The organism is Reichenbachiella agarivorans, assembly GCF_025502585.1.
Taxonomy (GTDB): Bacteria; Bacteroidota; Bacteroidia; order Cytophagales; family Cyclobacteriaceae; genus Reichenbachiella; species Reichenbachiella agarivorans.
In genome coordinates this window covers 151,141-176,869 of record NZ_CP106679.1, presented here as the reverse complement: position 1 = coordinate 176,869, position 25,729 = coordinate 151,141, and the positions used below count along the sequence as shown (strand labels likewise).

Below are 25,729 nucleotides of genomic sequence, written 5' to 3'. Positions count from 1 at the left end.
AGGTATTAAGTTTATTTAGCGCTTTCTACGGATATTATTTCTATATCGTACCTTAGGATAGAGCTACCTGGGATGTCGTAGCGATTCGCATATCCGAATCCCAAGTCACTGGGGACGAGTAAGGTTGCTTTGGTGCCAGCCTTGAAGAGCGAGACGGCTTCTTCCCATGCAGCAATGACTTCACCTCTGCCTAGTTCAAATTCATAAGGAGACTCACCCGAGTCATAAGAAGATCCGAATACATCACCGTTTAAAAGTGTGCCATGAAAATGAATCCTTACTCTGTCACCTTGTTTGGGGATGTCTCCCATTCCCTCCTGTGTAATGACATATCTCAATCCGCTTTCTGTTTTGTTGGCTTTTAACCCTTGTTTATCGAGGTATTGATCTATAGTGAGTCCTTGTGCTATATTTCTTTTTTCAGTATCGTTGATATAGTCCTGGTAGCGTTTGTTTTCCATAGAGTCTTGTTGATGATAAAAATCATCTAAGCTCATCTGGCTAGTAAACCCAACATAAAAATTGACAGGTGACTGCTTGGATAACTTTAATTCAGCAGGGATTTCTGTTTCGCCAAAGGTTTCTATATACAGCTGTTTTGCTGATAAGGTAAAATGCACACTATCTCCAATGTTGCATTTGCCCAATGTGGTATAGAAGATACCCAAGGTATCCCACAATGCTTTGATATAAGGCATATGCAATGGCAATGCTCTCGTTGCAGAGTCTGTGAGATGGTTGCCATTTTCATCCTTGTATAAAAAATTCATGACAAGCATACTGCTATCTACCAGAGAGGTCTCGCCATGTTTGATATAAATCAGGTCTTTACTCGGAGCAGCAGTCTGATTGCACGAAAACATCAAACAGGATATACTCATAAGGAGTGAAGGGAGTAAAATGAATCTCATAAATCTATTGTATCAATGGGTAAAACAACGCAACATGCCTAAGATAGCACGAGTTGAGACAGTTTTGTGGGGCTATCAATCTCTTTTTGTGATTTCGAGGAGTTCAACATCATATCTCAAAATCGAATATGGTTTGATAGGACCATCGGAGTAAGAGCCATTGGCTAGATGACTTGGGAGGATAAACATGGCCTTGCCTCCTAGGTTTAAAAGCTCGAACCCTTCGTCCCATCCTTTGAGTACGTCTCTCACACCAAATGCAAATCGGACAGGTTCTCCTTTTTCATACGAAGAGTCGAACATGGTGCCGTCTAGGAGAGAGCCTCTATAATGGATAGTTATTAGATCGTTTTCTACTGGTTTAGCACCAGTACCTTGTTCTTTGATGACATACCATAGACCACTCTCTGTTCTCGTAGCATTGATGCCTTGTTCCTCTAGGTATTGACGGATCAAGCTGTCTTGTAGTATTTTTCGTTCGTCTTCTTCTTTTTGGAATTTGGCCTGATCCCGCAATGCCTTTTGTTCAGTAAATTGTCTGAAATTGGTTTCTGTCATTTGACTATCTACAGCTATGAAAAAATTGATTTTGGATGAGTCCGAAAGGGAGAGTTCTTTGGGAACTTCATCTAGGTTGAATGTTTTGATATACAATTGCTCAGCTGTCAATGTAAATTGTATGCTGTCTTGAATCTTGCATGTAGCCAAGACCTCATAAAAAGGACCCGCATGAGGGGCAGATATGCCCCAAGTGGCAGCTCTGTAAGGTAAAGCCAACGGACGACCATCTGCTTGTGAACTAAACAGTTCTTTTCCATTGTCATCGACGTATTGAATATTAAGAAATAGCACACAACTATCGGGTAACAGAGATTCTTGACCTCTTTCTATATAAGTCACTTCAATTCCTGATTTGGTCTTTGTGATATCTTGGCAGGAACAAATAATGAAAGAAAGTAGTATCAACAATGATATGAGGGAGCTAAAATTCATGTCAGTAATTTAGTAATAGTGAATTTGGAGTCTAAAAATAGCTGGTATTTCTAAGTATCGAAAAAGCACCACACATGTGTGTGGTGCCCATAATCATGCTTTTTGGCTTTTGGCCATTCAATTAATGTGTAAAGCTTAGGCTTTTGATTTTCACAATTGCATGTGATCCATCGTAGCTTGCGCCTTGTACAGATTGCATATAGTTACCTACTTTGAAGTAGTTGTTAGAGGTATCTTCGCCGCTCATTGATTGGCTGAATACTTGAGAACCATTCACGTAAAACTTAACAGTGCTACTGTTATAAGTCAATTTGAAAGTATAATCTGTATCCAATGAATAGCCAGTGTAGGTCTTGCTACCACCTTGGAGTTCTTCTGTTACATAACCACTGATTTTCAACTTTACAGCACCAGAGCTTTGGTTGACAGAACCAAGGAACTGAACTCTGATCACATCATCCACAGTGTCACCATCACCATGAATCTGACCGAAACAAGTCACACCGTCATTTCCACTAGCACTCTTGCCAAGTTGATCTATTCTAGCTACCCATGTCATGGTATTGTTTCCACTTGATCCAGACCAAGCTGCTTCATTGCCATTTTTCATTTCTCTCAACTCTACTCTTGGGTTGCCTGAATTACTAGAACCTGGCTGACCTCTGTACACTCTGAACACTGCATAGTCTCCATCTACGTAGAAGTAGTTGGCATCAGAGTAGTTAGAGAAAGTCTTACCTGTGTAATCCAGAACGTCGTCTCTGTATGTAGAGCTAGAAGGGCTTCCTGTGAAACAGTTTAGTTTCCAGTTGCTTGTAGTAAGTCCTAGCAAAGCTCCTGGATAAGAAGACCCTGAAGATCCTCCACCACCGCCAGTGCTGCCACCTACTTCTTCAAACAACCAATGCTGGTTTTGGTTGCCTGAATTGTATGTCCATTGCCAGATTCTTGTGCCATTGGCAGTTTGACCTGTACCGTCTAGTGCTTTGCCACTATGCACGGCTTTGATCATGTAGTAGCCACTTCCAGCACTGGTAAAGGTGAATTTTTGGTTAGAAGCTCCACCGTATGCCCACTGTTGCAAGTAAGCTTTGTTGGCAGTACTGCTTCCAGCGATATCAAATGATTTGCCACTTTCTACACTTTTCAATCTGAATTGGCCGCTGCCTACAGAGAGTACTTCCCACTGTTGATTGAGTGCTCCGGTGTAGTTCCACTGATGGATGATACCGCCATTGCTATGGCTGAAATCTTTTACATCAGCATACCGACCACTTTTTCTGCTTTTGAGGTAGTAGGTTGTTCCTGCTGTCGGGACGGCTGATTCTTCGTCAACGATTGTTGACAATTCCTCTGATGGTAGAACGAGTTCATCATTACATCCATAGATGAGTAATGTGGCTAGCGCGAGCACGAAGAGCCCCTTGAGCCCTTTCGTAGCTTTGTAATAATTGTACATAGTAATTTAGTTTAGTAAAAAATTTATTTAGTCTTTGGTCATCTAAAAGCCTAAATGGCTACCAGACAACCGGTATTAGTATTCATAATTATTGCTTCGTTGTTGAGGACTGGGATGGTTGGTGGTTGATAATTATCAATTCCAAGTCAGTTCATTAAAATAGGTAGTGGTGCCACCTGCATACTGATTGTACACACCTGCTTTCCAATAGCTAGGGTAATCCCAGTAAGTCACAGACTTTGTTACTTTGGTTACCCCATTGATTTTGATTGTCATCGTACCACCGCTGAGGGTGATGTCACAGTCAAAATATCCTGTGGGTGCTGATCCACAATCGTAGTGTGTCGTAGCATCTCCTCCATCGTCTGTTTTGACTGCTGCATGGATGTGTCCACTTGACAAACTTCTGTATATCCTAAGCAACGGTTTGTTGGGTCCGTTGCCTGCGTTTGCATCATCATGTATTTGCAAAAATGTTGCTTCTTCTCCTACTTGAGTGCCAAATTTTAAATTGGCATGAGCGGTTCTGCTACCACTGGTGACTACAAAATTGTTTTCAAAGCGTAACTCAGTTCGTTTACTAGCTCCCGTTTGGTAAAATGCAATGTCTTCATTGTTGGCTACTTGGAAATAACTAGATGAGTAACCAGCAAGGAGTTGAGCGGCTGTTGCCACGGTTGTACTGGTGGGTAACTGCAGCTTGGCTTTGCTCAAGGCATCCTTGAATTTGGGGATGTCTCCTGGGTTGCTATATGAAACTGAGCCATTAGCTGTATCTTCATTCACACTTTCGAATAGCCAGTGTTGATTTTGGTTGCTCGCACTGTACGTCCACTGCCATATTCTCGTGCCATTGACAGTTTGACCTGTGCCGTCTAGCGCCTTGCCACTATGCACTGCCTTGATCATGTAATATCCGCTCCCAGCGCTTGTAAAGGTGAATTTTTGGTTGGAAGCACCTCCATATGAGTATTGCTGTAGATAAGCTTTGTTGGCTGTGCTGTTGCCAGCAATATCAAATGATTTGCCACTTTCAATATTTTTTAATCGGTACTCACTACTACCTACTGAGATTGCCTCCCACTGTTGATTGAGTGCGCCAGTGTAGTTCCACTGATGGATGATTCCGCCATTGCTATGGTTGAAGTCTTTCACATCAACATATTTGCCACTCTTTCTATTTTTGATATAGTAGACTGTACCTGTACTGGGGATAGCTGATTCAGGTTCGATCACTGCAAGCTCATCCACCGAGGATAGTAGCTCTTCATCTGAGCAACATGATAAAGTTACTAGCAATAGCAGGGCGATCAATAATTGACATCCCCATTTAGACAGGGAAGTCAAATACAAGTTTAGATACATGGTTTAGTATTTAGTAAATAGTCATTTCATCAATAATCCTTTCAAATCAATGCATGCTTTCAACTCACCCGATGAGGGGAGTTGCACTTTGAGCTACTTTCAAGTTTGTAACTCTACAAATTTGGGTTGGTGATGTAAGATTGGATTTCAAGAAACCAATCATTGGTTATCCAATTAATTGTTAACCAAGTGTGAATGAACAAAATTTCTACGTAATTGCAAAATTTTGAATAAAATTATAATTGACTGGTAATCAGTGGTTATTCTGTACAGTTATCTGTATAAGCAGTCAAAAAATTGATTTTTGGCATGTTTTTTTAAATAGAAGGGCGTAAGTGTTATTTCGCTGGATGGAGATTTTTTTTATTTTTTTCTGAAGTGACGAAAATTTTGATCAATTTTTTTCGAAAAAATAGGCAAGCGGAGTTGAGAAAAAACATGAGGTTCTCGGCAGTTGTTTTTTCCTGTGTGTTATATAATGTACTGTCTTATTTTAACTCCCCAAAGGAAATCAAATAGCCCACTGTGATACCTAAGAGATAGTGATTGGACAAGGTGGGCACCCCGCTATCAAAGGTAACTGGGTCAAGATAATTGCTAAGACTGTAGTTGAAACTACCCTCCAACATAAAAGTGCCGACCCTAGAGTCATAAAATACGCCAGCACCTCCACGAAAACCATAACCAAAGTTAGGGTCACGATCTTTGTCATAGGGGTCAAAATCGTATCCGCCCGTATCGCTGGGTTCGCTAGACGACTCCACATTGATTAGGTACTCAAAGAAGCAACCTGCATTGATGAAGACATGGAGTTTGTTTTTGCCAGTATGTAGATTGAATAAGAAAGGGAGATCGACATAATTGAATTGAGATTCGTAATCAGGTTGTCCATTGTCAAATTTTTGAATGTATCCTTTCTGCGTATAATTCAATTCGGCTTGGATTCCTATATGATTGCGCAGGTAGTTCATCACGATTATTCCTCCCTGGTATCCAGTTTGTACGCCTTGTTTCATCACATAGCCATTAAATGAATGGTATAAATTGACTTGTGAGAAATTGTATCCGCCCTTTACCCCGACATAGGTCTTGCGACTGTCTTGAGCTGTTGTCACCGTGGTTGATACCACGAGTATGATGAGCAAAGAGAAAAGGCTTCTTATTTTCATGAGGGTCAAAATTATAGAATCGAAGGGAATAATTGGAAGGATGAACAAAATCTTATCTAGGGGGTGTCGTGTACCTGAGGAGGGATTGTAAATGAACACGTATTGATTTGCATCTGTCTGTCAAAATGGCTAATCTTGGATATATGGTGGGGGACTGAGGTCTTGTACTGTATCTGGCAGATTTCGAAGGACTTAAATACATCAAATGTGAGCTTGCTATCTCAAGAGGTAGGTGGGTTGATCAATTTAAAATTTGAGCCTTGGATAACGAAACATCAAAATCACCATGTTTTTTAATCGAACGTCTTGATCCGTCTTGGTACGATCATGCTATTCGTTTTTTGGAAGAGGTATTCTATCAAGAGCAACATATTCCAAAGGAACTGATTCCCTTGAAAAATGATCTTCAAATGTGGTGGGGTGTTAAAGAGGATGATAGGATCGTAGGCATAGTTGCTGCATGGGAGGAAGCGTCCGAATGGCACTGGGGACGGCTCGCCATAGCGTCTTCACTGCGTGGGCGCGGTGTAGGGATGCAGTTGATCATACGTTCTCTTACTGAGGTATTCGAGTCAGGGGTGGACAAGGTCATCATAGAGGCTAGAGATGTCACAGTTGAAATCATTTCAAAACTGGGTGGGACTGTAATAGGTCCAAAAACTACTTTCTATGGCACAGTTACTCCCATGGAATTGCAATGCAAGGACTTCAAGCTTTACATGGATAGGACAAAGTAGGTTTATTTCTGATCTTTGTTTACCGAGCTACGTATGAAATAGGTATTTAATCTACACTGTATGAAAGAACAATTCACCTTATTGACTGCCACAAGGGCAAATATTCTCAAAGAGATGGAGGCTTGTACGCCAGCGCAACTTTGTAGTATTCCCAAGGGGTTTAACAACAACATCCTATGGAATGCCATTCATGTCATTGTCACACCTCAAGTACTGCTCTATATGAAGAGCAATACGGCATGCAAAATAGACACAGGCATCATAGAGTCGTATAGGAAAGGTACTATCCCTTCTGAAGAAATTAATTACCAAATGATAGAGTTTGCCAAAAACCAATTGATTCCGTCGGTCTCTCAGATCGAGCAGGATTATTCGCAACAAATATTCGGTGATTACGAGACTTTCCAAACCAGCTATGGCGTAATTCTCAACACGATAGAAGATGCTATCCGTTTCAACAACCTACATGAAAGTATGCATTATGGTCAGATCAAAATGCTGAAGAGGTTGGTATAAGATAGGATTTATTGATGTCATCTAGTTATTTGAAATAATTGGAATCTGCATCAATATTACCGAACAAAGCATCTATATTTTCGTTTTGGCAGACAATCCATGAAAATCCTAGTTGTAGAAGATGAACCCAAGGTGGCGGCATTCCTGAAGCAAGGATTGGCAGAGCAGGACTATGAGGTGGAGGTGGTGTATGATGGTCAGATGGGACTCAAGTTCGCGACCAAAAATCACTATGATATCATTTTGCTGGACATTATCATTCCCTATATCAACGGCATAGAGCTTTGTAAGCAAATCAAAGAAGTCAAAGACGATGTGCCTATACTGATGCTGACCGCTTTGGGAACTACTGAAGATAAAGTTTTTGGATTTGATGCGGGAGCTGATGATTATTTGGTCAAGCCTTTCGAGTTTGCTGAATTGCTGGCTAGAATTCGTGCACTGACTAAACGAAGTGCAGGATTGGTTCATAGCAGCAACAAACTCAAGGTTGCAGATTTGGAGCTTGATTTGGATAAGAAGCAGGCAGTCAGAGCAGGGAAAATCATAGAACTTACAGCCAAGGAATTTAGTCTCTTGGAGTACTTCATGCGCAATAAGGGTAGGGTGGTTTCTCGTGGTGATATCACTGTCAAGGTCTGGGATCTCAATTTTGATACAGGCACCAATGTGGTCGATGTATATGTTAACATCTTGCGCAAAAAGATAGATAAGGACTTTCCGATGAAGCTGATTCATACACGCATCGGCAGTGGCTACATTTTTGACACAGAGTAGTCATGCAGATCAGAAATAGATTGACTTATCTCTTTATCCTAGTTGTAGCGATCATTCTGTCGCTCTCATCTATTTCTATTTACTTTTTCTCAGCAGACTACCGACGAGACGATTTTTATACCAGGCTTCTCAACAAAGGCACCAATATCGCCAAGCTGCTGATAGAGGTAGAAGAAGTAGATGCTAATCTCCTACGAAAAATAGAGTTTGATAATCCTGTCAATCTGCCAGAAGAAAAGATTATAATATTCAATTATCAAAATGAAAAACTCTATAGTTCGGATGACGAGGATCTATTGGGCATTACTCCAGAGATGTTGGATGAAATTCGTCTTAATGAAGAAATTCGATTTTCAAAGGGACAATACGAAGTACTTGGATTCCTTTTTTCAGATCAATATGATCGTTTTGTGGTTTTTGCAGCTGCTGTAGATATTTATGGATTAAAAAAACTTAAAAATTTACAAATAGTCCTTTTGGTGGTGTTTGGGATGAGTATAGTACTGGTATTCATCTCGGGATGGGTTTTTTCTGGTAGGGTGTTGAAACCTATCTCTCGTGTCATAGAGCAGGTCAACGACATCACCATCACCAGTCTCAACCTGCGAGTCGAGGAAGGTAATGGCAAGGATGAAATTGCACAACTGGCGAATACCTTTAATAAAATGCTGGATCGACTGGAGACAGCATTCAAGGTGCAGAAGAATTTCATCGCCAACGCTTCTCATGAATTGAGGACGCCACTGACTGCCATCACGGGACAATTGGAGGTAACTCTGCTCAAATCGCGAAGTAATGAAGAATACCTACAATCCATCCAGTCCGCACTGGAGGACATGAAGAACCTCAACAATATATCCAACCGTCTGCTCTTGCTGGCTCAGACCAGTTCGGAGTCTCAGGAGGTGGAGTTGAAGCCCCTCAGGATAGACGATATAGTCTGGCAAGTGAGGAGTGAGTTGATCAAACGAAACACAACCTATCAGGTAGATGTGTCATTGGATGCTGATCTGGATGACGAAAGTCAATTGACAATCCTAGGCAACGAGCAACTGCTCAAAACTGCCATCATCAACTTGATGGACAATGGTTGCAAATACTCACCAACCCATCGTGTAGCTATCAGCATAGAAAAGGATGGAGATTTGCTTCTCTTGAGATTCAATGACCAAGGCATCGGGATAGACAGCAACGAACTCAAGCATGTCTTCGAGCCATTCTACCGCAGCAAAAGAGCGATCACCTACAAAGGCCACGGGATTGGGCTATCATTGGTCGATCGAATCATTCAACTCCACAAGGGTAGGATAGAGGTAGAGTCAGTATTGGGTCAGGGCACTACTTTCACCATTTTCTTCGATTCTGGAGAATAAACGATAGGTTTTGATGTCTAGGGTCTAAAAATCTAGCGTCTAGAATCTAATCTTAATATCTTAATCACATTTTAATCTCCGCTTCATTCCGTCTTTATTTCGTGACTACACTTTTACTTAAATATTAATAACAAAGTCATGAAAACGAACATTAGAAAAGAATCCGCCATTGCTGTAGTCGCTACCATATTGTTGTTTATGTCACTGATAGGCGTAGTGATGTACAAGAGTTCCAATGCTTCACTGAAGAGTGACCTAGATACCGAAAGATTGAAATCCGAATCTTTGCTCTCAGAGAAACTATCCATCAACAAAGAGATTCATAAGCTCAAAGGAGAGATGTCTTCTCTAATGGGTAAAAACACAGAATTGGATAAATTTTTAAATAGTGCGAATAAGACACTTGCTAGTAAAGAATCTGAGATCAAAGCCTTGAAAAAAGAAAACTTGACTGTGAAGAGTCTCCAAAAACAATTGGCTGAGATCAAAGGCATCAAGAAGGATCTCGAAAAACAAATCGCAGCGCTCAACATGAACATGGAAGAGATGGCAAGAAACAATCGCAAGACCGAGGAACTCAACAATACCATCGCCAATTTGCAGAGTGAGAATGCCATCTTGGATGAAAATACCAAGTTGTTGAGTGCCTTGGTAGCGCAGAACTTCCGAGTGGAGAGCTTGAAAGGTAAAAAGGAGCGTTTGACAGTCAACTCAAAGGCAACTAGAAAATTGATGGTAGGATTTGATGTCCCTCAAAACGTAACAGAGGACGTCAGCTTCAAAATCACCACTCCAGAAGGCAAACTCCTCAATAGCAATGACAAGAGCATCAGCTATAGAGTCATCGAGGACAAAGACAGTATGATGGAAAACGATTTTTATGTAAGTCTATCACCAAGCATAGGGGACTTTGACGTATCCAAAAGAATCGAGATGAGTTATAAACCAAAAGAAAAACTAAGCAGCGGTATCTACAAGATCGACATCTACAACAGAGATCTCAAACTTGGTAGCTGCCAGATCAGATTGAAATAACCAGTATATGCGCGATTAAAAGAAGAGGCTCACCCGAAACGGTGAGCTTTTCTGGTTTAGAAGCACACAAAGTCAATTGGGAACGATGATTCGTTGAGATTTGGAGGTGCTCGCATTGGATTGGGCATTCTTGTCCTTGTAAAATCTATTCAGTAAAGAAACTACAACCGAACTATACACTATCCTTTCGTACCTATCTGCCTAGGTTCTTGTTAAAGTCTACTGTGACTTTCCTTCAAACCCGCGCAGACTTTGGTTCGAACCTGCCCAGACTTTCCTTCAAACCCGCGCAGGTTTAGGGAAAAAGATACGTATCTTTTTGATCAAATCTGCGTAGGTTTTAAACAAAAGATACGTATCTTTTTTGATGAATATGCCTTGATTTTAGATGAAAGCATGCGTGAAGCAAAACAACCTCTGCGCAGTATGGTCATCAAATAACAGCAGTAAGCAAAAGACGATGCTCCATCGAGTTTTTAGATATGTTCGGAATCTGAATAGGGAAGATCAATATTTATGAGCATTTAGATACAATCCTGATCACTACCTAGAAATATAAGATAACTACCTAGAAAAATATTAGTACACTCAATAGGTGGATTAGAACCTAAAATCAAGCATTTTTAGAGTAAGTAAAGTACATGGTGTGCTTTATACTATGTTAGAGATAATCTTTACCAATGAGCAGGTTGAACAGGAAACTTAATAGCTTTCTAAAATCACTAAACTGGAGATTTCTCCTTGTCATTATCTCATTGGAAATTCTGAGTCTATTGCTCCTAGAATTAAAAATATCAGAAGTGAAAGCATTCGATATTAACAGAATACTAATAACCTCAACAGGGATCTTTTCGGCAATGGTTATCACAACTTTAATGAATGGAATAAACCGACTCTACCAAGAATTTGATAGAGCTAGAGAACGCATAATTCCGTTGACCCAAAAACTAACCCATTTTCGCAAAGCTCTCTATTACCTACTTAACTCTCCTGATATATGGGGGAACGAAGTTGATAGCAGTTACTTACGCAGATTAAAGGAAAACTTCCCGGCAATTAATCATAGAACGAGATTGAATGCCTTTGAAGAACCCGATAGCAGACATGGAATCGTGAATGATCCCAATTTCGAATCAAGAACAACTAGACTGTATCTATCTATCCAAAGCATTGTCAACATACCTTTTGGCGGTGAAATTTCATTTATTGAAACCATCGAACACAAATACACATTTGATGAACTTCATAATCAGCATGAAGCTTTCAATAACATTTGGTATTTCCTTGCACATAAACCTGCGAGAGTTAATGTGAGTTTTGGAAATATTGGTCAGATTCTAAAAGAACCTTTTTCTAAAGATTTGATGCATTTGGTCAACTCTGAAGAAGTGGAATCCTTTAACGCTAAAATGCTCTGGGATATTAGTAGTGATTTTTATCAAAAAGACATTCCTGCAATTTTAACCAACATGCAAATTGTTTTACAAGGTATTCCGAGAGTGTTTAAATTTCTATTTGCCGAACTAGTAATTTTAATATCCTTTGGCCTAATTATGCCATTGCTAAGTGTTTCATCGGCATATGTTGCGGCATTGAACTTAACACCCTTATCTATATCGACAACCATCATCTGTTATTGTTACATTATTTATCATTTATCTCAATTTGTTTTTAATAGAACAAGTGAATTAATAGATGAATATCTCTAACAAGCGATATAGTGGATGGCTAACAGAGCTATTTGATACTTCGGTGCAACGCTCCCATTTCACTGCCCATTCTCCTCTGGTCTAAGCGCCTCACTTAGACCTTTTCCTTATATATATCCAAGAAGTACAGTTCTACCAATCCTTTTTTGTATTCTTCTCTCATAAAGACATCAAGCCAATAGACGACCGTAAATGTCACAAAGTAGAATTTGTCTTGTATACTTCCGTCCTATTTAATAAATCTATTAAATGTTTACTAAAATTGTTGTTTGGGTCTAAGCGTCTCGCTTAGACCAGATAGAGACACTAAAAATTTAAAAAAACCACAATGATAGAAGTATTTATAACAAACATTGAAAGTCAGGATCAAGCGGATAAAGTTGAAAAATCCATTCTAAGTGACCATTCAGATTTAAAAATCAACACTGATTTGAATGAAACAGGATTACCTTTTCCTTGTGGACACACTATTATGAGAATTGAAGGAAATAATTTCAACTCTAACGAAATAATTTCTTTACTGAATAAATCAGGGATTAAATGCCAAATCTTGGAAGATAAAATCTGTGCATAATGACTGAGTTTTGGGAGAAGGCGTTAAGGACAAAAAGAAATGTGAGGTTCAGAACCAGCAAAATCAAATGACTTATTTATTGACGATCTTTACAGAAGATTCTAATTCTGAGGATTGGTCATGTCCGAAACGCTTCTCTTTTCAGAGGTAACGGAATGTCTGTAATGAGAATTGAAATAAAAGCCCATAATACATTGTCTTCACAAATGTAGCAGGTTCAATACAAAACCAACATTCAGCTAAACCATAGAGGTATTCCAAGATGGAAGAACTAATCATGAGATTAGAAAAATTACTAAAGTTAGGGATGGAATTTATCTCTACATCCAACGAATCAGAACTGGCCCAAAAGACCAACCCTAGCAAATGGTCAAAGAAGGAGATTTTGGGACATTTGGTTGACTCAGGCATCAACAACCTTCAGCGGTTTACGGAGATTCAATTTGAAGAAAAGCCCTTCAAGATTAGAAAATATAATCAAGAGGAACTAGTCATAGCCAATGACTACCAGCATGCTGACATTGAGGTAATTGCCAATCTCTGGCTATCTATCAATCACCAAATCAAGAATGTGATTAGTCAGCAAGATGAGACCACCCTGAGCTATCCAATCGAATTGGGTAAGAACAATATCTGTGATTTGAGGTTCTTAATGGTGGATTATGTTGACCATCTCGAACATCACCTCAATCAAATAGTAGGAAAATAGCCAACTAGTTGAAATGAAAAGCCCCTGCAAAATCTGTTTCGCAGGGGCTGTTTTACATGTGATAATCTATTTTTTTAATCTACTGAGCCAGTAGTTTTAAAATCTGAGTCTTGCCATTGGATGACACATGTCCAATATACAGACCTGGCGTAGGGGCTGTCCATTCAATTTTATCTTTCAACTCGAATGAATCAACCATATGCTTATCGATTCCATAGATAGTGACAGTAGCGGGTGTTTTTGATTCCAATGTGATACTGCCCACAAATGGGTTTGGATATGTCTGAATCAGATCTGATAGCTGTTCAGTAGAACTAGTGATGGTTGAAAACTCAGCACTCACATTCAAATCTGATGTGATCACAATTTCTACTACATTGTCGGTAGCGGTGATGCCATTCCACGCCACAAATGAATGTCCATTGTTTGCTGTTGCCGTAAATGTCACTGTACTGCCTGATGTGTATGGCCCAGTCGCTGGTGATACCGCAATAGTACCCCCTTCGGTTTGAGTCAAGACTATGTTGTATTCTGGTACGACATCAGAAAAGACACCACTGACTGTCATGTCAGAGGTGACGACCACTTCCATGACTGCTTGTGTACCACTAAATCCACTCCATGAATTGAAGAATAGGCCTTCATTGGCTGTTGCCGTAAATGTCACTTTACTACCTGCAGCGTAGGTTTCAGAAACAGGAGAAACGGAAATCGTACCGCCATCTGTTTGTACCAATGTGATGCTGTAAACTGCATTTGCATCTATTCCAAATGGTATGGCATTTGGCCCTACATACCTAGCATCGATCGCTCCATTGGTGATGGCGTCTGTGCCATTGTACTCATCAGCACCGATGTCTCTCGTGCCAGTGGTGGCTTGTCCTTCTATTCCAACACTCACTCCTGCGATGGTATTAGCAGGTGTAGGGTCTACTGCAGGACTGCTTGCACTTGAAATTTTCCATATTGCAATGGGGTATTCTGTCGTACAATCTACCTCAGGTATTTTGCAGGTACTCTTCTCCAATTGAGGATTTACATTGCTAGCTTCAGCGGCTGTAAAGGCGATGTCTCCCCAAGTAGCTGTGCCTGTTGTATAGATGATGTTGTCTGCAAACGATACATCACTATCTGTCCCAGCAAAATATACTTTTGTCACGGGGTTTTTGTCCTGAACAATGATGTTGTTGGCAATCAACACATTTATAGGTTTCTTACCCCAATCATCTCGGTATCCAATTTCGATATCTGAGGCGTTGTTGACGAGTGTGTTGTGGGTAAACTCTAGATTCTCAATTACATAGTGTTTGGTGAGGTTGGAGCTTTGTGTGACATTATCATTGCTGGCATCTCCTTGCGTCAAAGTACATGCCGCATCCCATCTATCTCCAGTCAGACCTTCAAAGTAATTGTTAAAGATTTTATGATCTTTGCCATATACTCTCACACCTCCACAGCCAATGACTTCTCCTTCGAACATAGCTGTTTTGCCATCTCCGAAGAAGAAGTTGCCACTCACTTCAGTCCTGTTGCCATGTCGCAATGAAACTGTACCAAGTGAGCGCAAGAAAGTGTTGTTGCGGACAAAATTGTCATTGGATTTGATAGAAATGATTTCTGGGTCACCATCACACGCTTCAAACAAGTTGTTTTCAATCGTGCAATAAGCAGAGCTCAAAGACAGATCACTCAAACCAACGCGGATGGTTTCTTTCTCATTGGTTATTCTTGGCCCGATGTTTCTAAAATGGTTATGGTCGATTCTATCGTATTGAGATACTTGTGGAACTGTACCATGAGTACCGTCGATTACCAATAGCGCACCTGTATCTGACTTGCCATCAAACAAGTTGTGATCAATGCGGTTGTGATGACTGGTGCAAATCTCACCTTCCCAGACGTCACCGATGATGATGAGTTTGGAAGATCCCCCGTCTCCTGCATTTTTGAAAACATTCCGTGTAATTCTGATGTTGTTGCATCCTGTCAATTTGAAGAGCGTGGTAATGGATACATCAAAATCCAAACCTGAGAATGTGATATAGGCAGCCTGCTCTAGGTAGAATCTACTTTCACCCGTGATTTTAGCCATTCCTTGGTTGGCGGCTTCTATAGTTACAGGATATTGCCCTGTTCCTCCCAACTGTTTGATAGTCTCTCTGACACCATCATAGGTACCGTCCGCCAATATGATTCGATCACCTGGCTGGATGTCTTCCAAAGCATCCTCTAATTGGCTTTTGTTCGATACGTTGACGATTCTTTCTGTGAATGAGCCTTGACTGAGAGATGCAGAGACGACAAGGTTTTCTGCTATGTTTAGATTTACAGTAGTTTCTGTTCCGGTGATTCCAGTCCAAGAGTTGAATTCATAGCCAATAGCTGGAACAAGGGTGAATTTTACTGGGTCACCTTCATAGTATGGTCCACTTGCTGGATCAACTGTAATTGTTCCTCCTTCAGGTTGGGTGATGTTGATTGTATAATCATTAGGAGGGTTTGATTCATCCACGATGATGTTGGCTCCAATATCTGCGTTGCCCGTTAAGGTTAAAGTTGTTGGGTTTTCAGTTCCAGACAAGGAACCAGTCCATGTTCCCAATTTGTAATGTTCTTCTATTCCGCTGAGGGTTACAGTGACAGATTCTCCTACTTGATAGATGTCCTTTTGAGGATCCAAAGTGATGGTCGCTCTGTCTGGTTGTGTCACAGTGATCGTACGGTCTGTGGTAGGAGGCGTGAATGCTATATCATCTATCGCTGTAGTACCTACATAGAGATCGTCGATTGCATAGTCTCCGCCTGTTCCGTCATCATGATACAGTAGGAGGCCATGATACTCTTTGATGTCGTTAGTTCTTCCTTTGGTTGTTGCGTCATAATGTTCTCGGAAGTCAAAGGTCTGTTCAACAACAGTACCGTCCAATGCAATTTCAAATTGCTGGGTAGCGTAATCAATGCTCAGAGATACTCTCATCCATGTTCCTGTGGTGTAAGTACCATCAGTCAATTCGAGTGTTTCATCCTTACCAGCAATTTTGATTCTTCCACTTGGATAGAACCTTAGTTCTGCCGCTCTTCTGACTCCATTGTCTGGCAATAGATCGTATGCGCGTATATAAAAATCATCTCCATCTCCACTGGCATAGGAAATTATCTTTACCCAAAAATCAATGTAAACATTGCCTGACAAGCCTGTCTGTGTTTTGTCATAGGCGAGATGGTCGATTTCCAATGGGCCTTCGGTAGCAGGGGAGCTCAGCTTCAACCCCTTTGAACCTGTATGGATATAATCGGAACCAGTTACTATGGTTGCGATTCCATCATTGACTGTCCAGCTGTTTTGTCCAGCGAGGGTGCCATCTGTGTAATCCTCGAATGAGGTGTCGATCACATCTTGTCCATACACAACGGTTTGGATCAAGAGCAATACAGGAATAGTTACTATTCGTATTAGTCTTTTCATAATCATGTTTTTTAATAAATGTTTCTCAGCATGCTTAACTGAGGTACCAATTTAATAAAAAAATGAAATTAGTCAACCAATTTTTGGTAGACCTATTTTGAGCAACCTGCAAAAAAAAACGGATTGGCCTCAATTAGGAATGATTTGGTATTGAATAGTTCTCGGTTTGGATTGAAAAGGCCAATCACTGACGGGTATAAAAGCGTTGAATTAGATTAACCATGGATGGGATAAGTGCTACCAGAATGCACCAGTTGAATCAAAATAGAGAACCAATCCATGTACTTTTCTTTATAGCTTATCACCGTTTTTGGACGAGAAGGCAGGAAACTACCGTAGACAAATGGTCGTAAAATAAGTTTACAACCAAAAAGCTATAAAATGAAAAATTCAACTTATACTAAATTTATCCTCATGCTGGTGTGTTCGGCTATATCGATGTACATCACTATGTACTTCAACACGTATGAGTTCAGTCATGTGTATTTTAGTTGGACTAGAATGTACATGACATTGATCGGCGTGAGTGGGATGGCTATTGTGATGCTTTTATTCATGTGGCCGATGTACCAGAACAAAACTAAAAACTACAGCATCCTAGTTGGGAGTGTTCTATTGATGCTCTCATCTATATATTTAGTGAGACAGCAACTCCCAATAAATGATCTGAAATGGATGAGAGCGATGATTCCCCATCATTCAATAGCCATATTGACTAGTGGTCGTGCAGATTTGAAGGATCCAGAAGTCAAAGAATTGGCTGATGAAATCATCGCTGCACAAAAGCGGGAGATTGAAGAAATGAAAGGCATGATCGAGCGGTTGGAAAGTGAATAGGGATTTCTTCTGAATAGTATCTGGTTGTAGATTAATAATACCCTGTAATCTAGTTTTTGATCTGGAAAATAGGTTCAGAAAAGGATCATGAAAAAGCCCCAACAGTTATGCTGGGGCTTTTTCATGATCCTATGATTGGATTACTTGGTTTTTTTGTCTTTGGGAGTAGCAGTTGGGGTGGCTTTCTTCACGTTGTGAGGTCTGCTCACACCAAATGATCCCTGACTGATTTTACCTTTTTTGGTTTTTTTATCTCCTTTTCCCATGTTATTAATTTGTTATTTTAATTCTAATTGAATTTAGCACCTTTTAGAGCAACAACCAAATCTTGACAAGTTGATCTTCGGATTTGACTGACGCTAAATTAGGTAAACCAATGAGATGCAATCAAGTAGATTCAAACAACTGATTGTCTTGTACTTCTTGCGTTCTTGCTATATAATTGCCGTCATGATCGATACCTACAATATCAAAATGGTTGTGCTGGACGTGGACGGCACCATGACCGACGGCAGCATCAATGTCATGGATGATGGTACACAATTTAAAAAATTCAGTGCCAAGGATGGGTTAGGGATCAAGATGCTACTCAATCAGGGAATCATAGTTGCCATCATCAGTCACAGTTCGACAGCTAGTGCCATTGAAGCCAGAGCCAAAATGCTCGGCATCAAATATGTGTATGCAGGCCATGAGGAAAAGGATGTTATTCTCGCTGGATGGCTGTTAGAGCTGGGATTAGATTGGGATCAAGTAGCTTTTATAGGTGATGATCTCAATGATTTGCCAGCTATGCGCAAAGTAGGTTTGTCTGCATGTCCTGCAGATTCTTCACAAGAAGTCCTTGAGTATGTGGACGTCATACTCACTACCAAGGGTGGCGATGGGTGTGTGAGAGAATTCATCGATCAGCATATGATGGTGACTTATCAAAAATTTACAGTTTAATCCTTTTTTCATAGCTTGCGAAAGCCATTAATTATCCTATTTTTGCACAAAATTGAAATCGAATGAGTGTATTAGTAAATAAAGATTCTAAAATCATAGTTCAGGGCTTCACAGGTACTGAAGGTACGTTTCATGCTTCACAAATGATCGAGTATGGCAGCAATGTCGTAGGAGGTGTGACTCCAGGCAAAGGAGGACAAACTCACCTTGATAGACCGGTGTTCAACACGGTTCAAGATGCTGTAGATCAGGCAGGAGCCAACGTTTCGATCATTTTTGTGCCTCCAGCATTTGCTGCAGACGCAATTATGGAAGCAGCAGACGCAGGTATCAAAGTGATCATTACCATCACTGAAGGTATTCCTGTCAAAGATATGATTGTAGCAAAACAATACATCTCAGGCAAAGATTTGACATTGATCGGGCCTAACTGTCCAGGAGTAATCACACCAGGAGAAGCAAAAGTAGGTATCATGCCTGGCTTTGTATTCAAAACGGGTAGAGTAGGTATCGTATCTAAATCAGGAACCTTGACTTACGAAGCAGCTGATCAAGTAGTGAAAGCTGGTTTGGGAATCTCTACTGCTATCGGTATCGGTGGAGACCCAATCATCGGTACATCTACAAAACAAGCTGTAGAAATGTTGATGAATGATCCTGAAACTGATGCAATCGTGATGATCGGAGAGATCGGTGGTAGCTACGAAGCTGAAGCCGCTAGATGGATCAAAGCACAGGGCAACCCTAAGCCAGTAGTTGGATTCATCGCTGGACAAACTGCTCCAAAAGGAAAAAGAATGGGACACGCTGGTGCAATCATCGGTGGTGCGGATGATACAGCAGAAGCAAAAATGAAAATCATGGCAGAATGCGGCCTTTATGTGGTGAACTCTCCTGCAGACATCGGAGAAACAATCGCAAAAGCAATGGCATCTTAATTGACCATTGAATAGATAAAACATCAAGCCTCAACAATCACTGTTGAGGCTTTTTTTATTTCATATCTGAAATATTCGTAAATTCCCTCTTGACAACAATCCTCGTTATGATTTATTATTCGTTGAAAAATGGTGACCAAATGCCAGCTCTCGGTTTGGGTACTTGGCAATCACGTCATGAGGAGGCATATGCTGCGGTGCGCAAGGCCATTCAAATAGGGTATAGACATTTTGACTGTGCATCAATATACCAAAATGAAAAAGAAATAGGTAGAGCACTCAATGATGCCATAGCAGCGGGAGAAGTGAAGCGAAAGGATCTGTGGATCACCTCTAAACTATGGAATACACATCATAGAGCTGAGGATGTGATCGTAGCACTCAAGCATACATTGTCTGATCTGCATTTGGAGTTTTTGGATTTGTATTTGGTACATTGGCCAGTGGCTCAGCGCAAGCAGGTGTTGATTCCTAGTACAGCGGACGATTTGGTGAGTTTGGATGAACTGAGTCTCGAAGATACATGGTCTGGGATGGAAGAATGTGTGATGGCAGGTCTCACCAAACATATCGGGGTGTCCAATTTTAATTCAAAGAAAATCAAACGCATCAACAAATCTTCGAAGATCAAAATAGAGGTCAACCAAGTAGAGTCTCATCCCTACCTGCAACAAGGAGACTTGTTGAAATTTTGCCAGAAGAATGCTATTATTCTGACAGCTTATGCACCACTGGGAGCGGTAGAGCGAGCCAGTAAAATGCCAAATCATGAGTTGCCGTATCTTTATCAGCACCCCGTGATCGCAGAGATCGCCAAAGCAAGGGAGCTTACTGCTGCGCAGGTTCTGATCGCATGGGCAATCAATCGAGGAAGCTCCGTCATCCCAAAGTCAACCAATCCTAGCAGGCTTCAAGAAAATTTTGATGCAGCATCGATTCCCTTCACAGTGCAGGAGATGAAATCGATCGAGGTGCTCAACGCAAATTACCGATACGAAAGAGGAGAATACTTCACCTTGGAGGGTTCAGACTACAGTGCCAAGAGTCTTTGGGAAGATTGATTATTTTGGTCTGCATTTCATATTTTCATCCATCATTCACTAAATTGCCCACCATCAAATTTTGATCATTTCGAAACACAAACTATGAAAAACTATCTACACATATTTGTTTTAGCCACTTTGGCTAGTGCCGTCATCAGCTGTGGAGGCAAAAAAGAAACTACTACCGAAAAAGTAACTACTGCCAACGTGAAAGAAGTAGTGAAAAGAGAATTTGACTATCCAATCCCTACTTCGTATGAAGTAACTACATTGCTACAAGATGCAGACGCGGCTTTCGTGTTGGACATCACCAACCCAGTAGAGAATGTAGACAAATATGAAACACAAAGAGCCAAAGCATTGAACCTAGGGATTTATGGGGCGGATTTGAGCTATGCCAGTACCTACAACATGAATGAGGAAACCTTGGCATTGATCAAAGTAACCAAAACCTTGGTGGATGGTCTGGATGTACCAGGTGTATTCAACGAAAGCATGGTAAATAGAATTGAGAGCAATATCGACAATCAGGACTCATTGATCTTGATCATTACTGAGTCGTTCTACAATACCTATGAGCAACTGAACAAGACTGGACAGGAGAAACTTTCCTTCTTGGTGGTTTCAGCTAGCTGGATCGAAGGCTTGTATATCACGACACAGTTGGCCGTGTCTAGCAACTACGATCCAAGGTTGATGTCCATCATCGCCAAGCAAAAAACAGGAGCCAATGTATTGGCTGAGGCAGCTGCCAAGTATGTAGAAGATGAGGATATCAAAGCCATTGCTCCTTTGCTCAACTACATGAAGTTGACCTACGATGGAGTAGAGCCAGAGGTAGGAATTACAAAAGGACAGCTTGATGACATCATGAAAAATGTAGAGTCTACGCGAAACGAAATCACAGGTTGATTATTTAATCCCAAGCAAAATTCAAGGCATATTGATTATTCAGTATGCCTTTTTTAATTTACCTCAAAAACCAAAATACCCCAATGAGTGAATCGATTATAAATGCCCTGATGAGATTGTTTGCCATTATCGAAAGTGTCAAAGATGAAGTGGTGGATACAGGGCATATCATAGTCAAGCCTTATTTGGACAAGCAGCTCAACCATGAGCTCTCCGAGCAGTATCTCAACCTGTTTCAGGACTATGTAGAGTTTTACCGACGAGAGGCAGCTTCTGCAACTCCTGAGATAGAAAACGAGACCAAGAACATTATCCAAGTGACCAAGATTTGTCAGCAGCTCAACAAAGAACTGCTACAGCATGAGCGCGTACTCGTATTCATCCAACTCGTAGAACTCATCAATACGGATAAAAAGGTGTCAACTCGTGAAAACGATTTCATGCAATTGGTGGCTCTGAATTTTAACCTCTCCAAGATAGAAACCGATGATATTTGCTCATTTATTCTCGATGTAGATATCAAAAATGTACACAAGGGCAATGCCATGGTCATTGACAACAAGGTCACCGAGTGGCCCAAGGAAATAGCCTGGATGATGAAAAGAAAAACCGAGCCAGGTATCACCGATTTCAGACATGTACAGGTCGAAAATCTTTTTGGAACCATAGTGGTTTTGCACATAGAGAGTGTCAATACTTTTGTGTTTAGATATACCGGGCCACTCAGCTTGTTTGTGGAGGGAAAAAAGATCCAGAATGGAAAGGTATATATCCTCAACCCAGGTGCCATCATCAAAGGCAGTACAATCAAGCCAATCTATGAGTCCGATATCAGCAAAAAGTTTTTGCTAGATGTCAAAAGAACCAAACTCGTGCTGCAAGCAGACGAGATGACATACAACTTCAAAAACAGTGACAATGGTATCAAGCCGTTTACTTTTAGTGAGGAGTCGGGACAGCTGATAGGCATCATGGGAGGGAGTGGTACAGGCAAATCCACACTCATGAATCTACTCAATGGGAAACTAAAGCCCATGTCAGGCGAGATCAAGATCAATGGTTTTAGTATCAATCGTAGTGTACAATCAGGGGTTATCGGATATGTACCACAGGACGACCTTTTGTTTGAGGAACTCACGGTTTTCGAAAACCTGTACTTCAATGCAAAGCTTTGTTTTGGAGACCTCTCTGAGGCGAGAATTCGCAGAGAGGTAAACAAAGTACTGGAAGACCTCGATATCGAAGAAATTAAAGACCTGAAAGTAGGAGATCCACTCAACAAGACAATCAGTGGAGGGCAGAGAAAGCGCCTCAATATTGGTTTGGAACTATTGAGAGAGCCCTCTGTACTTTATATTGATGAACCTACCTCTGGTCTGTCATCGATGGATTCAGAAAAGGTCATGAATCTACTGAAAGAGCAAACACGAAAAGGGAAATTGGTCATCATCATCATTCATCAACCTTCGTCGGATATCTACAAACTGTTTGATAAAATGTGGATTTTGGACAAGGGAGGCTATCCCATCTATGCGGGCAATCCGATCGATGCGGTGGTTTATTTCAAAACGATGAACACACAGGTCAATGCCGCAGAAAGCGAGTGCCGAACCTGTGGCAATGTGATTCCTGAGCAGATTCTACAAATCATCGAGACCAAAGAAATTGATGAAAAGGGTAGTTCGACCAAGCACAGGAAGACCTCACCAGAAAAATGGTATGAGATGTTCAAAGAGAATATCATGTCCAAAGTAGAAAAGGTCAAATATGAGACGGCATTGCCTCCCTCCAATTTCTTGATCCCAAATCTTTACCACCAGTCTTTAGTCTATATCAAGAGAATTTTATTATCCAAAAAATCTAACACGCAGTACATATTGCTCAACATACTGGAACCACCTCTGTTGGCAATCATTTTGGGTTTTTTGGCCAAGTATTCCGAAACCAGTGTTTATGACTTTAGTGACAACAGAAACATCCCTATTTATTTGTTTATGACTATTGTGGTTTCCTTGTTTACAGGACTCACGGTGAGTGCGGAGGAGATCTTCAAGGACAGGAAAATCCTCCAAAGGGAGTCCTTCTTGAATCTGAGTCGATTTAGCTACATCAATTCCAAGATTGTGTACTTGTTTGGTCTGTCGGCTATTCAGGTGCTGATTTTTACCCTCTTGGGCAATTACATACTGGAGATCAAGGGGCTTAATTTTCAATATTGGTTGATATTGTTTTCAACTGCATGTTTTGCCAATATGGTAGGACTCAATATTTCATCTGGTTTCAATTCGATCGTGACTATCTATATATTGATACCATTGATTCTTGTGCCACAGCTACTGTTGGGAGGTGCTATGATCAAGTTTGACGATCTTAATTTTGAGATTGGAGACAAAAAAAATGTGCCATTTATAGGCAATATGATGGTTTCTCGATGGGCCTATGAAGCACTAGCGGTAGAGCAAGACACCAACAACAAATACAGCAAAAACTTTTATGAGTATGACAAGCGAATGAGTGATGCCAGCTACCAATTTGCTTATTTAATTCCTGACCTTTCGGGTCGACTCAACAATGCCCTGACTGATGTCAGCCAGGGGAATCATAGTGGGCAGGTGATCTATGATCTCAAGATATGCCGCAATGAAATAGCTAAGCTGCAGGAGATGGATGACAATCCACAGTTTGGCAAATTGGGGGAGTTGTACTACGATACCTTTGATTCTACATTGCATCTGCATACTTTAAATTATTTGCGAGTACTGAAGAAGAAGTACAAAGACGAAAAACAAAAGGCAGTAGAAGATAGAGAAATAGCCTATCGAAAACTGGTCAAAGAAATTGGCAAGGATGGCTTGTCTCTACTCAAGAAAAATAATGAAAATGATGCGTTACATTCCATTGCACTGAATAGAGACAAGATCAGAAAAATATATGACGGAGAGGATCAATTGATTCGAAAAAAGGACCCTATCTATATGACTCCTGAATCACGATTGGGGAATGCACATTTTTATGCACCAGTCAAAGTAATAGGGTCGTGGGAGATAGATACTTTTTATTTTAATCTGATGGTGATCTGGATCATGACTGCCATCACCTATGCCATGCTCTACTACGATCTGCTACGCAAAACCATCGAATGGTTCGGGAGAAAATTCAGCAAACCCTGACTTTGTACAATACCGCAGGCTACAACTTGTGGTATTGTACAAAGTCAGAGTTTTAGATGTCTGATGATCGTTGTTATCCAATTTTGCTTTTCAGGTCATTGATTAACTCGGAGAGATCCATTTTGTCAGTCATTGTACTGATGTTGTCAATGGCTTCTTTCAGACTTTTCTTGTACTCGGTACTCTGAGGGTTGTACGGTGCGTGGTGCATGCCACTGAGCAATTCTTCGATGTTCAGAATGGCGTCTTTGATGTCTGGATGAAAATACCCTTCGGCAAATTTTTTGAAGATATAGTCAGTTGCCAATTCATTGGGGTGAATCAAGTCCTTTTCATAAAAGCGATAATCACGCAAGTCACCCAACAGAAACTCGTAAGCAGGGAAGTATTTGACATAGGCAAACTCACTCATGATCATGTGGCACGCCAATCTCAAGACTGACTTGCTTACAGCATTGAGTGTCAAGGTGTCTTTGGTGTGTTGGACAGGACTCACGACCAAGATGATGTTTTTGACATGGTTGAGCGAATTATAGATTTCTCTAAATCCATCAACAATGGCCTGTGGTGTGAGTAGTTCCTTACTGAATTGCTCACGAGAGCCTCTGTGGCAGTTGGCAACTATTTTTTTGGTTGAGTTGAGTTTGTACACAAAGGCAGAGCCCAAGGTAATGATCACATAATCTGTCTTCTTGAGGTATTCATGTGTTTCTGTTACCTTTTGTTGCAAGCGCTCAACCAACTCATCTTTAGAACCAGCACTGTGTTCTGGGTGGAAATCATAATGATTCCATTGCCCATCATTCTCGGTCAGTAGATCGGTATTGATTTCTTTGTTGTTGATCGTGTCAGTGATCAGGTTAAAAATTGAAATCGGATTGTATATGGTACCGTATGGGTTGTTGACGATGTTGAAGTTGTACTTGTTCATTGGACTCATCAAAGATTCAGTAAACCCGGATCCAAAAGAAAGGATTTTAGAGTCTGCTTTGATTTTATCTGGATTTTCGTCTATAAATAGCTCTGTTCTAAAATGTGTCATGTTAATACTGAATATTTTGAAAAAGATAGTTCAAAAATGCGGTTTG

At 40.7% G+C, this 25,729-nt stretch carries 22 protein-coding genes; 14 read left to right on the top strand and 8 right to left on the bottom strand.

Annotation, left to right across the window (positions count from 1 at the left end; all coding sequences use genetic code 11):
- Positions 1-11: 11 nt before the first annotated feature.
- From N6H18_RS00705 to N6H18_RS00685, 5 genes are all read right to left on the bottom strand, one after another.
- Positions 12-881 carry an FKBP-type peptidyl-prolyl cis-trans isomerase gene (locus tag N6H18_RS00705; protein ID WP_262309930.1) on the bottom strand — a complete coding sequence of 290 codons (870 nt, stop codon included), beginning with the start codon at positions 879-881 and terminating at the stop codon, positions 12-14.
- A 105-nt stretch (positions 882-986) separates the two neighbouring features.
- The gene (locus N6H18_RS00700) at positions 987-1,904 is read right to left on the bottom strand and encodes an FKBP-type peptidyl-prolyl cis-trans isomerase (protein WP_262309929.1); all 918 of its coding nucleotides are present in this window, start codon (positions 1,902-1,904) and stop codon (positions 987-989) included.
- A gap of 121 nt (positions 1,905-2,025) precedes the next feature.
- Positions 2,026-3,363 carry an RICIN domain-containing protein gene (locus N6H18_RS00695; protein WP_262309928.1) on the bottom strand — a complete coding sequence of 446 codons (1,338 nt, stop codon included), beginning with the start codon at positions 3,361-3,363 and terminating at the stop codon, positions 2,026-2,028.
- 135 nt (positions 3,364-3,498) lie between these two features.
- The gene (locus tag N6H18_RS00690) at positions 3,499-4,728 is read right to left on the bottom strand and encodes an RICIN domain-containing protein (RefSeq protein WP_262309927.1); all 1,230 of its coding nucleotides are present in this window, start codon (positions 4,726-4,728) and stop codon (positions 3,499-3,501) included.
- A gap of 488 nt (positions 4,729-5,216) precedes the next feature.
- The gene (locus N6H18_RS00685; RefSeq protein WP_262309926.1) at positions 5,217-5,897 is read right to left on the bottom strand and encodes a porin family protein; all 681 of its coding nucleotides are present in this window, start codon (positions 5,895-5,897) and stop codon (positions 5,217-5,219) included.
- A gap of 260 nt (positions 5,898-6,157) precedes the next feature.
- On the opposite strand from N6H18_RS00685, the gene N6H18_RS00680 reads away from it, so the two are divergent.
- From N6H18_RS00680 to N6H18_RS00645, 8 genes are all read left to right on the top strand, one after another.
- Positions 6,158-6,634 (top strand): GNAT family N-acetyltransferase, encoded by a 477-nt coding sequence (locus tag N6H18_RS00680; protein WP_262309925.1) that lies wholly within the window; start codon positions 6,158-6,160, stop codon positions 6,632-6,634.
- A 60-nt stretch (positions 6,635-6,694) separates the two neighbouring features.
- Positions 6,695-7,150, top strand: a complete 456-nt coding sequence (locus tag N6H18_RS00675; protein ID WP_262309924.1) for a DinB family protein — start codon at positions 6,695-6,697, stop codon at positions 7,148-7,150.
- A 99-nt stretch (positions 7,151-7,249) separates the two neighbouring features.
- On the top strand, positions 7,250-7,927 hold the full coding sequence (locus N6H18_RS00670; protein WP_262309923.1) for a response regulator: 678 nt from the start codon (positions 7,250-7,252) through the stop codon (positions 7,925-7,927).
- Positions 7,928-7,929: 2 nt separating this feature from the next.
- A complete protein-coding gene (locus N6H18_RS00665; RefSeq protein WP_262309922.1) occupies positions 7,930-9,300 on the top strand; it encodes a HAMP domain-containing sensor histidine kinase in 1,371 nt (456 codons plus the stop codon).
- 138 nt (positions 9,301-9,438) lie between these two features.
- The gene (locus tag N6H18_RS00660) at positions 9,439-10,335 is read left to right on the top strand and encodes a hypothetical protein (RefSeq protein ID WP_262309921.1); all 897 of its coding nucleotides are present in this window, start codon (positions 9,439-9,441) and stop codon (positions 10,333-10,335) included.
- 800 nt (positions 10,336-11,135) lie between these two features.
- Positions 11,136-12,044: a hypothetical protein gene (locus tag N6H18_RS00655; RefSeq protein ID WP_262309920.1), complete on the top strand. Its 909-nt coding sequence runs from the start codon at positions 11,136-11,138 to the stop codon at positions 12,042-12,044.
- Between the two features lie 328 nt (positions 12,045-12,372).
- On the top strand, positions 12,373-12,618 hold the full coding sequence (locus N6H18_RS00650) for a hypothetical protein (protein ID WP_262309919.1): 246 nt from the start codon (positions 12,373-12,375) through the stop codon (positions 12,616-12,618).
- A 262-nt stretch (positions 12,619-12,880) separates the two neighbouring features.
- A complete protein-coding gene (locus N6H18_RS00645; protein WP_262309918.1) occupies positions 12,881-13,327 on the top strand; it encodes a DinB family protein in 447 nt (148 codons plus the stop codon).
- 79 nt (positions 13,328-13,406) lie between these two features.
- Here the strand turns inward: N6H18_RS00645 and N6H18_RS00640 are convergent, their stop codons facing one another.
- Positions 13,407-16,793, bottom strand: coding sequence for a chondroitinase-B domain-containing protein (locus N6H18_RS00640; RefSeq protein ID WP_262309917.1), 3,387 nt, complete (start codon positions 16,791-16,793; stop codon positions 13,407-13,409).
- 381 nt (positions 16,794-17,174) lie between these two features.
- Between N6H18_RS00640 and N6H18_RS00635 the strand changes: the two genes are divergently transcribed.
- The gene (locus tag N6H18_RS00635; protein WP_262309916.1) at positions 17,175-17,630 is read left to right on the top strand and encodes a DUF305 domain-containing protein; all 456 of its coding nucleotides are present in this window, start codon (positions 17,175-17,177) and stop codon (positions 17,628-17,630) included.
- A gap of 140 nt (positions 17,631-17,770) precedes the next feature.
- Here N6H18_RS00635 and N6H18_RS00630 read toward each other — a convergent pair whose 3' ends face one another.
- Positions 17,771-17,896 carry a 30S ribosomal protein THX gene (locus N6H18_RS00630; RefSeq protein WP_262309915.1) on the bottom strand — a complete coding sequence of 42 codons (126 nt, stop codon included), beginning with the start codon at positions 17,894-17,896 and terminating at the stop codon, positions 17,771-17,773.
- 115 nt (positions 17,897-18,011) lie between these two features.
- On the opposite strand from N6H18_RS00630, the gene N6H18_RS00625 reads away from it, so the two are divergent.
- The 5 genes from N6H18_RS00625 (at position 18,012) to N6H18_RS00605 (ending at position 24,641) form a co-directional block, all read left to right on the top strand.
- The gene (locus N6H18_RS00625) at positions 18,012-18,578 is read left to right on the top strand and encodes a KdsC family phosphatase (RefSeq protein WP_262309914.1); all 567 of its coding nucleotides are present in this window, start codon (positions 18,012-18,014) and stop codon (positions 18,576-18,578) included.
- A gap of 62 nt (positions 18,579-18,640) precedes the next feature.
- Positions 18,641-19,516 carry a succinate--CoA ligase subunit alpha gene (sucD, locus tag N6H18_RS00620; RefSeq protein ID WP_262309913.1) on the top strand — a complete coding sequence of 292 codons (876 nt, stop codon included), beginning with the start codon at positions 18,641-18,643 and terminating at the stop codon, positions 19,514-19,516.
- Between the two features lie 107 nt (positions 19,517-19,623).
- Positions 19,624-20,577: an aldo/keto reductase gene (locus N6H18_RS00615; protein ID WP_262309912.1), complete on the top strand. Its 954-nt coding sequence runs from the start codon at positions 19,624-19,626 to the stop codon at positions 20,575-20,577.
- A gap of 84 nt (positions 20,578-20,661) precedes the next feature.
- Positions 20,662-21,471, top strand: coding sequence for a hypothetical protein (locus N6H18_RS00610; protein WP_262309911.1), 810 nt, complete (start codon positions 20,662-20,664; stop codon positions 21,469-21,471).
- Between the two features lie 83 nt (positions 21,472-21,554).
- Positions 21,555-24,641 (top strand): ATP-binding cassette domain-containing protein, encoded by a 3,087-nt coding sequence (locus tag N6H18_RS00605; protein ID WP_262309910.1) that lies wholly within the window; start codon positions 21,555-21,557, stop codon positions 24,639-24,641.
- 73 nt (positions 24,642-24,714) lie between these two features.
- On the opposite strand, the gene N6H18_RS00600 is transcribed toward N6H18_RS00605, so the two are convergent.
- Positions 24,715-25,683 (bottom strand): GSCFA domain-containing protein, encoded by a 969-nt coding sequence (locus N6H18_RS00600; RefSeq protein WP_262309909.1) that lies wholly within the window; start codon positions 25,681-25,683, stop codon positions 24,715-24,717.
- Positions 25,684-25,729: the final 46 nt, after the last annotated feature.

What these genes read in the sequence shown, in the direction of transcription:
- N6H18_RS00630 (WP_262309915.1), bottom strand. Translation starts at nt 17,896, where the DNA reads ATGGGAAAAGGAGATAAAAAAACCAAAAAAGGTAAAATCAGTCAGGGA.
- N6H18_RS00665 (WP_262309922.1), top strand. Translation starts at nt 7,930, where the DNA reads ATGCAGATCAGAAATAGATTGACTTATCTCTTTATCCTAGTTGTAGCG.
- N6H18_RS00600 (WP_262309909.1), bottom strand. Translation starts at nt 25,683, where the DNA reads ATGACACATTTTAGAACAGAGCTATTTATAGACGAAAATCCAGATAAA.
- N6H18_RS00705 (WP_262309930.1), bottom strand. Translation starts at nt 881, where the DNA reads ATGAGTATATCCTGTTTGATGTTTTCGTGCAATCAGACTGCTGCTCCG.
- N6H18_RS00685 (WP_262309926.1), bottom strand. Translation starts at nt 5,897, where the DNA reads ATGAAAATAAGAAGCCTTTTCTCTTTGCTCATCATACTCGTGGTATCA.
- N6H18_RS00690 (WP_262309927.1), bottom strand. Translation starts at nt 4,728, where the DNA reads ATGTATCTAAACTTGTATTTGACTTCCCTGTCTAAATGGGGATGTCAA.
- N6H18_RS00700 (WP_262309929.1), bottom strand. Translation starts at nt 1,904, where the DNA reads ATGAATTTTAGCTCCCTCATATCATTGTTGATACTACTTTCTTTCATT.
- N6H18_RS00645 (WP_262309918.1), top strand. Translation starts at nt 12,881, where the DNA reads ATGGAAGAACTAATCATGAGATTAGAAAAATTACTAAAGTTAGGGATG.
- N6H18_RS00605 (WP_262309910.1), top strand. Translation starts at nt 21,555, where the DNA reads ATGAGTGAATCGATTATAAATGCCCTGATGAGATTGTTTGCCATTATC.
- N6H18_RS00640 (WP_262309917.1), bottom strand. Translation starts at nt 16,793, where the DNA reads ATGAAAAGACTAATACGAATAGTAACTATTCCTGTATTGCTCTTGATC.
- N6H18_RS00660 (WP_262309921.1), top strand. Translation starts at nt 9,439, where the DNA reads ATGAAAACGAACATTAGAAAAGAATCCGCCATTGCTGTAGTCGCTACC.
- N6H18_RS00675 (WP_262309924.1), top strand. Translation starts at nt 6,695, where the DNA reads ATGAAAGAACAATTCACCTTATTGACTGCCACAAGGGCAAATATTCTC.
- sucD (WP_262309913.1), top strand. Translation starts at nt 18,641, where the DNA reads ATGAGTGTATTAGTAAATAAAGATTCTAAAATCATAGTTCAGGGCTTC.
- N6H18_RS00610 (WP_262309911.1), top strand. Translation starts at nt 20,662, where the DNA reads ATGAAAAACTATCTACACATATTTGTTTTAGCCACTTTGGCTAGTGCC.
- N6H18_RS00625 (WP_262309914.1), top strand. Translation starts at nt 18,012, where the DNA reads ATGCAATCAAGTAGATTCAAACAACTGATTGTCTTGTACTTCTTGCGT.
- N6H18_RS00650 (WP_262309919.1), top strand. Translation starts at nt 12,373, where the DNA reads ATGATAGAAGTATTTATAACAAACATTGAAAGTCAGGATCAAGCGGAT.
- N6H18_RS00615 (WP_262309912.1), top strand. Translation starts at nt 19,624, where the DNA reads ATGATTTATTATTCGTTGAAAAATGGTGACCAAATGCCAGCTCTCGGT.
- N6H18_RS00670 (WP_262309923.1), top strand. Translation starts at nt 7,250, where the DNA reads ATGAAAATCCTAGTTGTAGAAGATGAACCCAAGGTGGCGGCATTCCTG.
- N6H18_RS00635 (WP_262309916.1), top strand. Translation starts at nt 17,175, where the DNA reads ATGAAAAATTCAACTTATACTAAATTTATCCTCATGCTGGTGTGTTCG.
- N6H18_RS00695 (WP_262309928.1), bottom strand. Translation starts at nt 3,363, where the DNA reads ATGTACAATTATTACAAAGCTACGAAAGGGCTCAAGGGGCTCTTCGTG.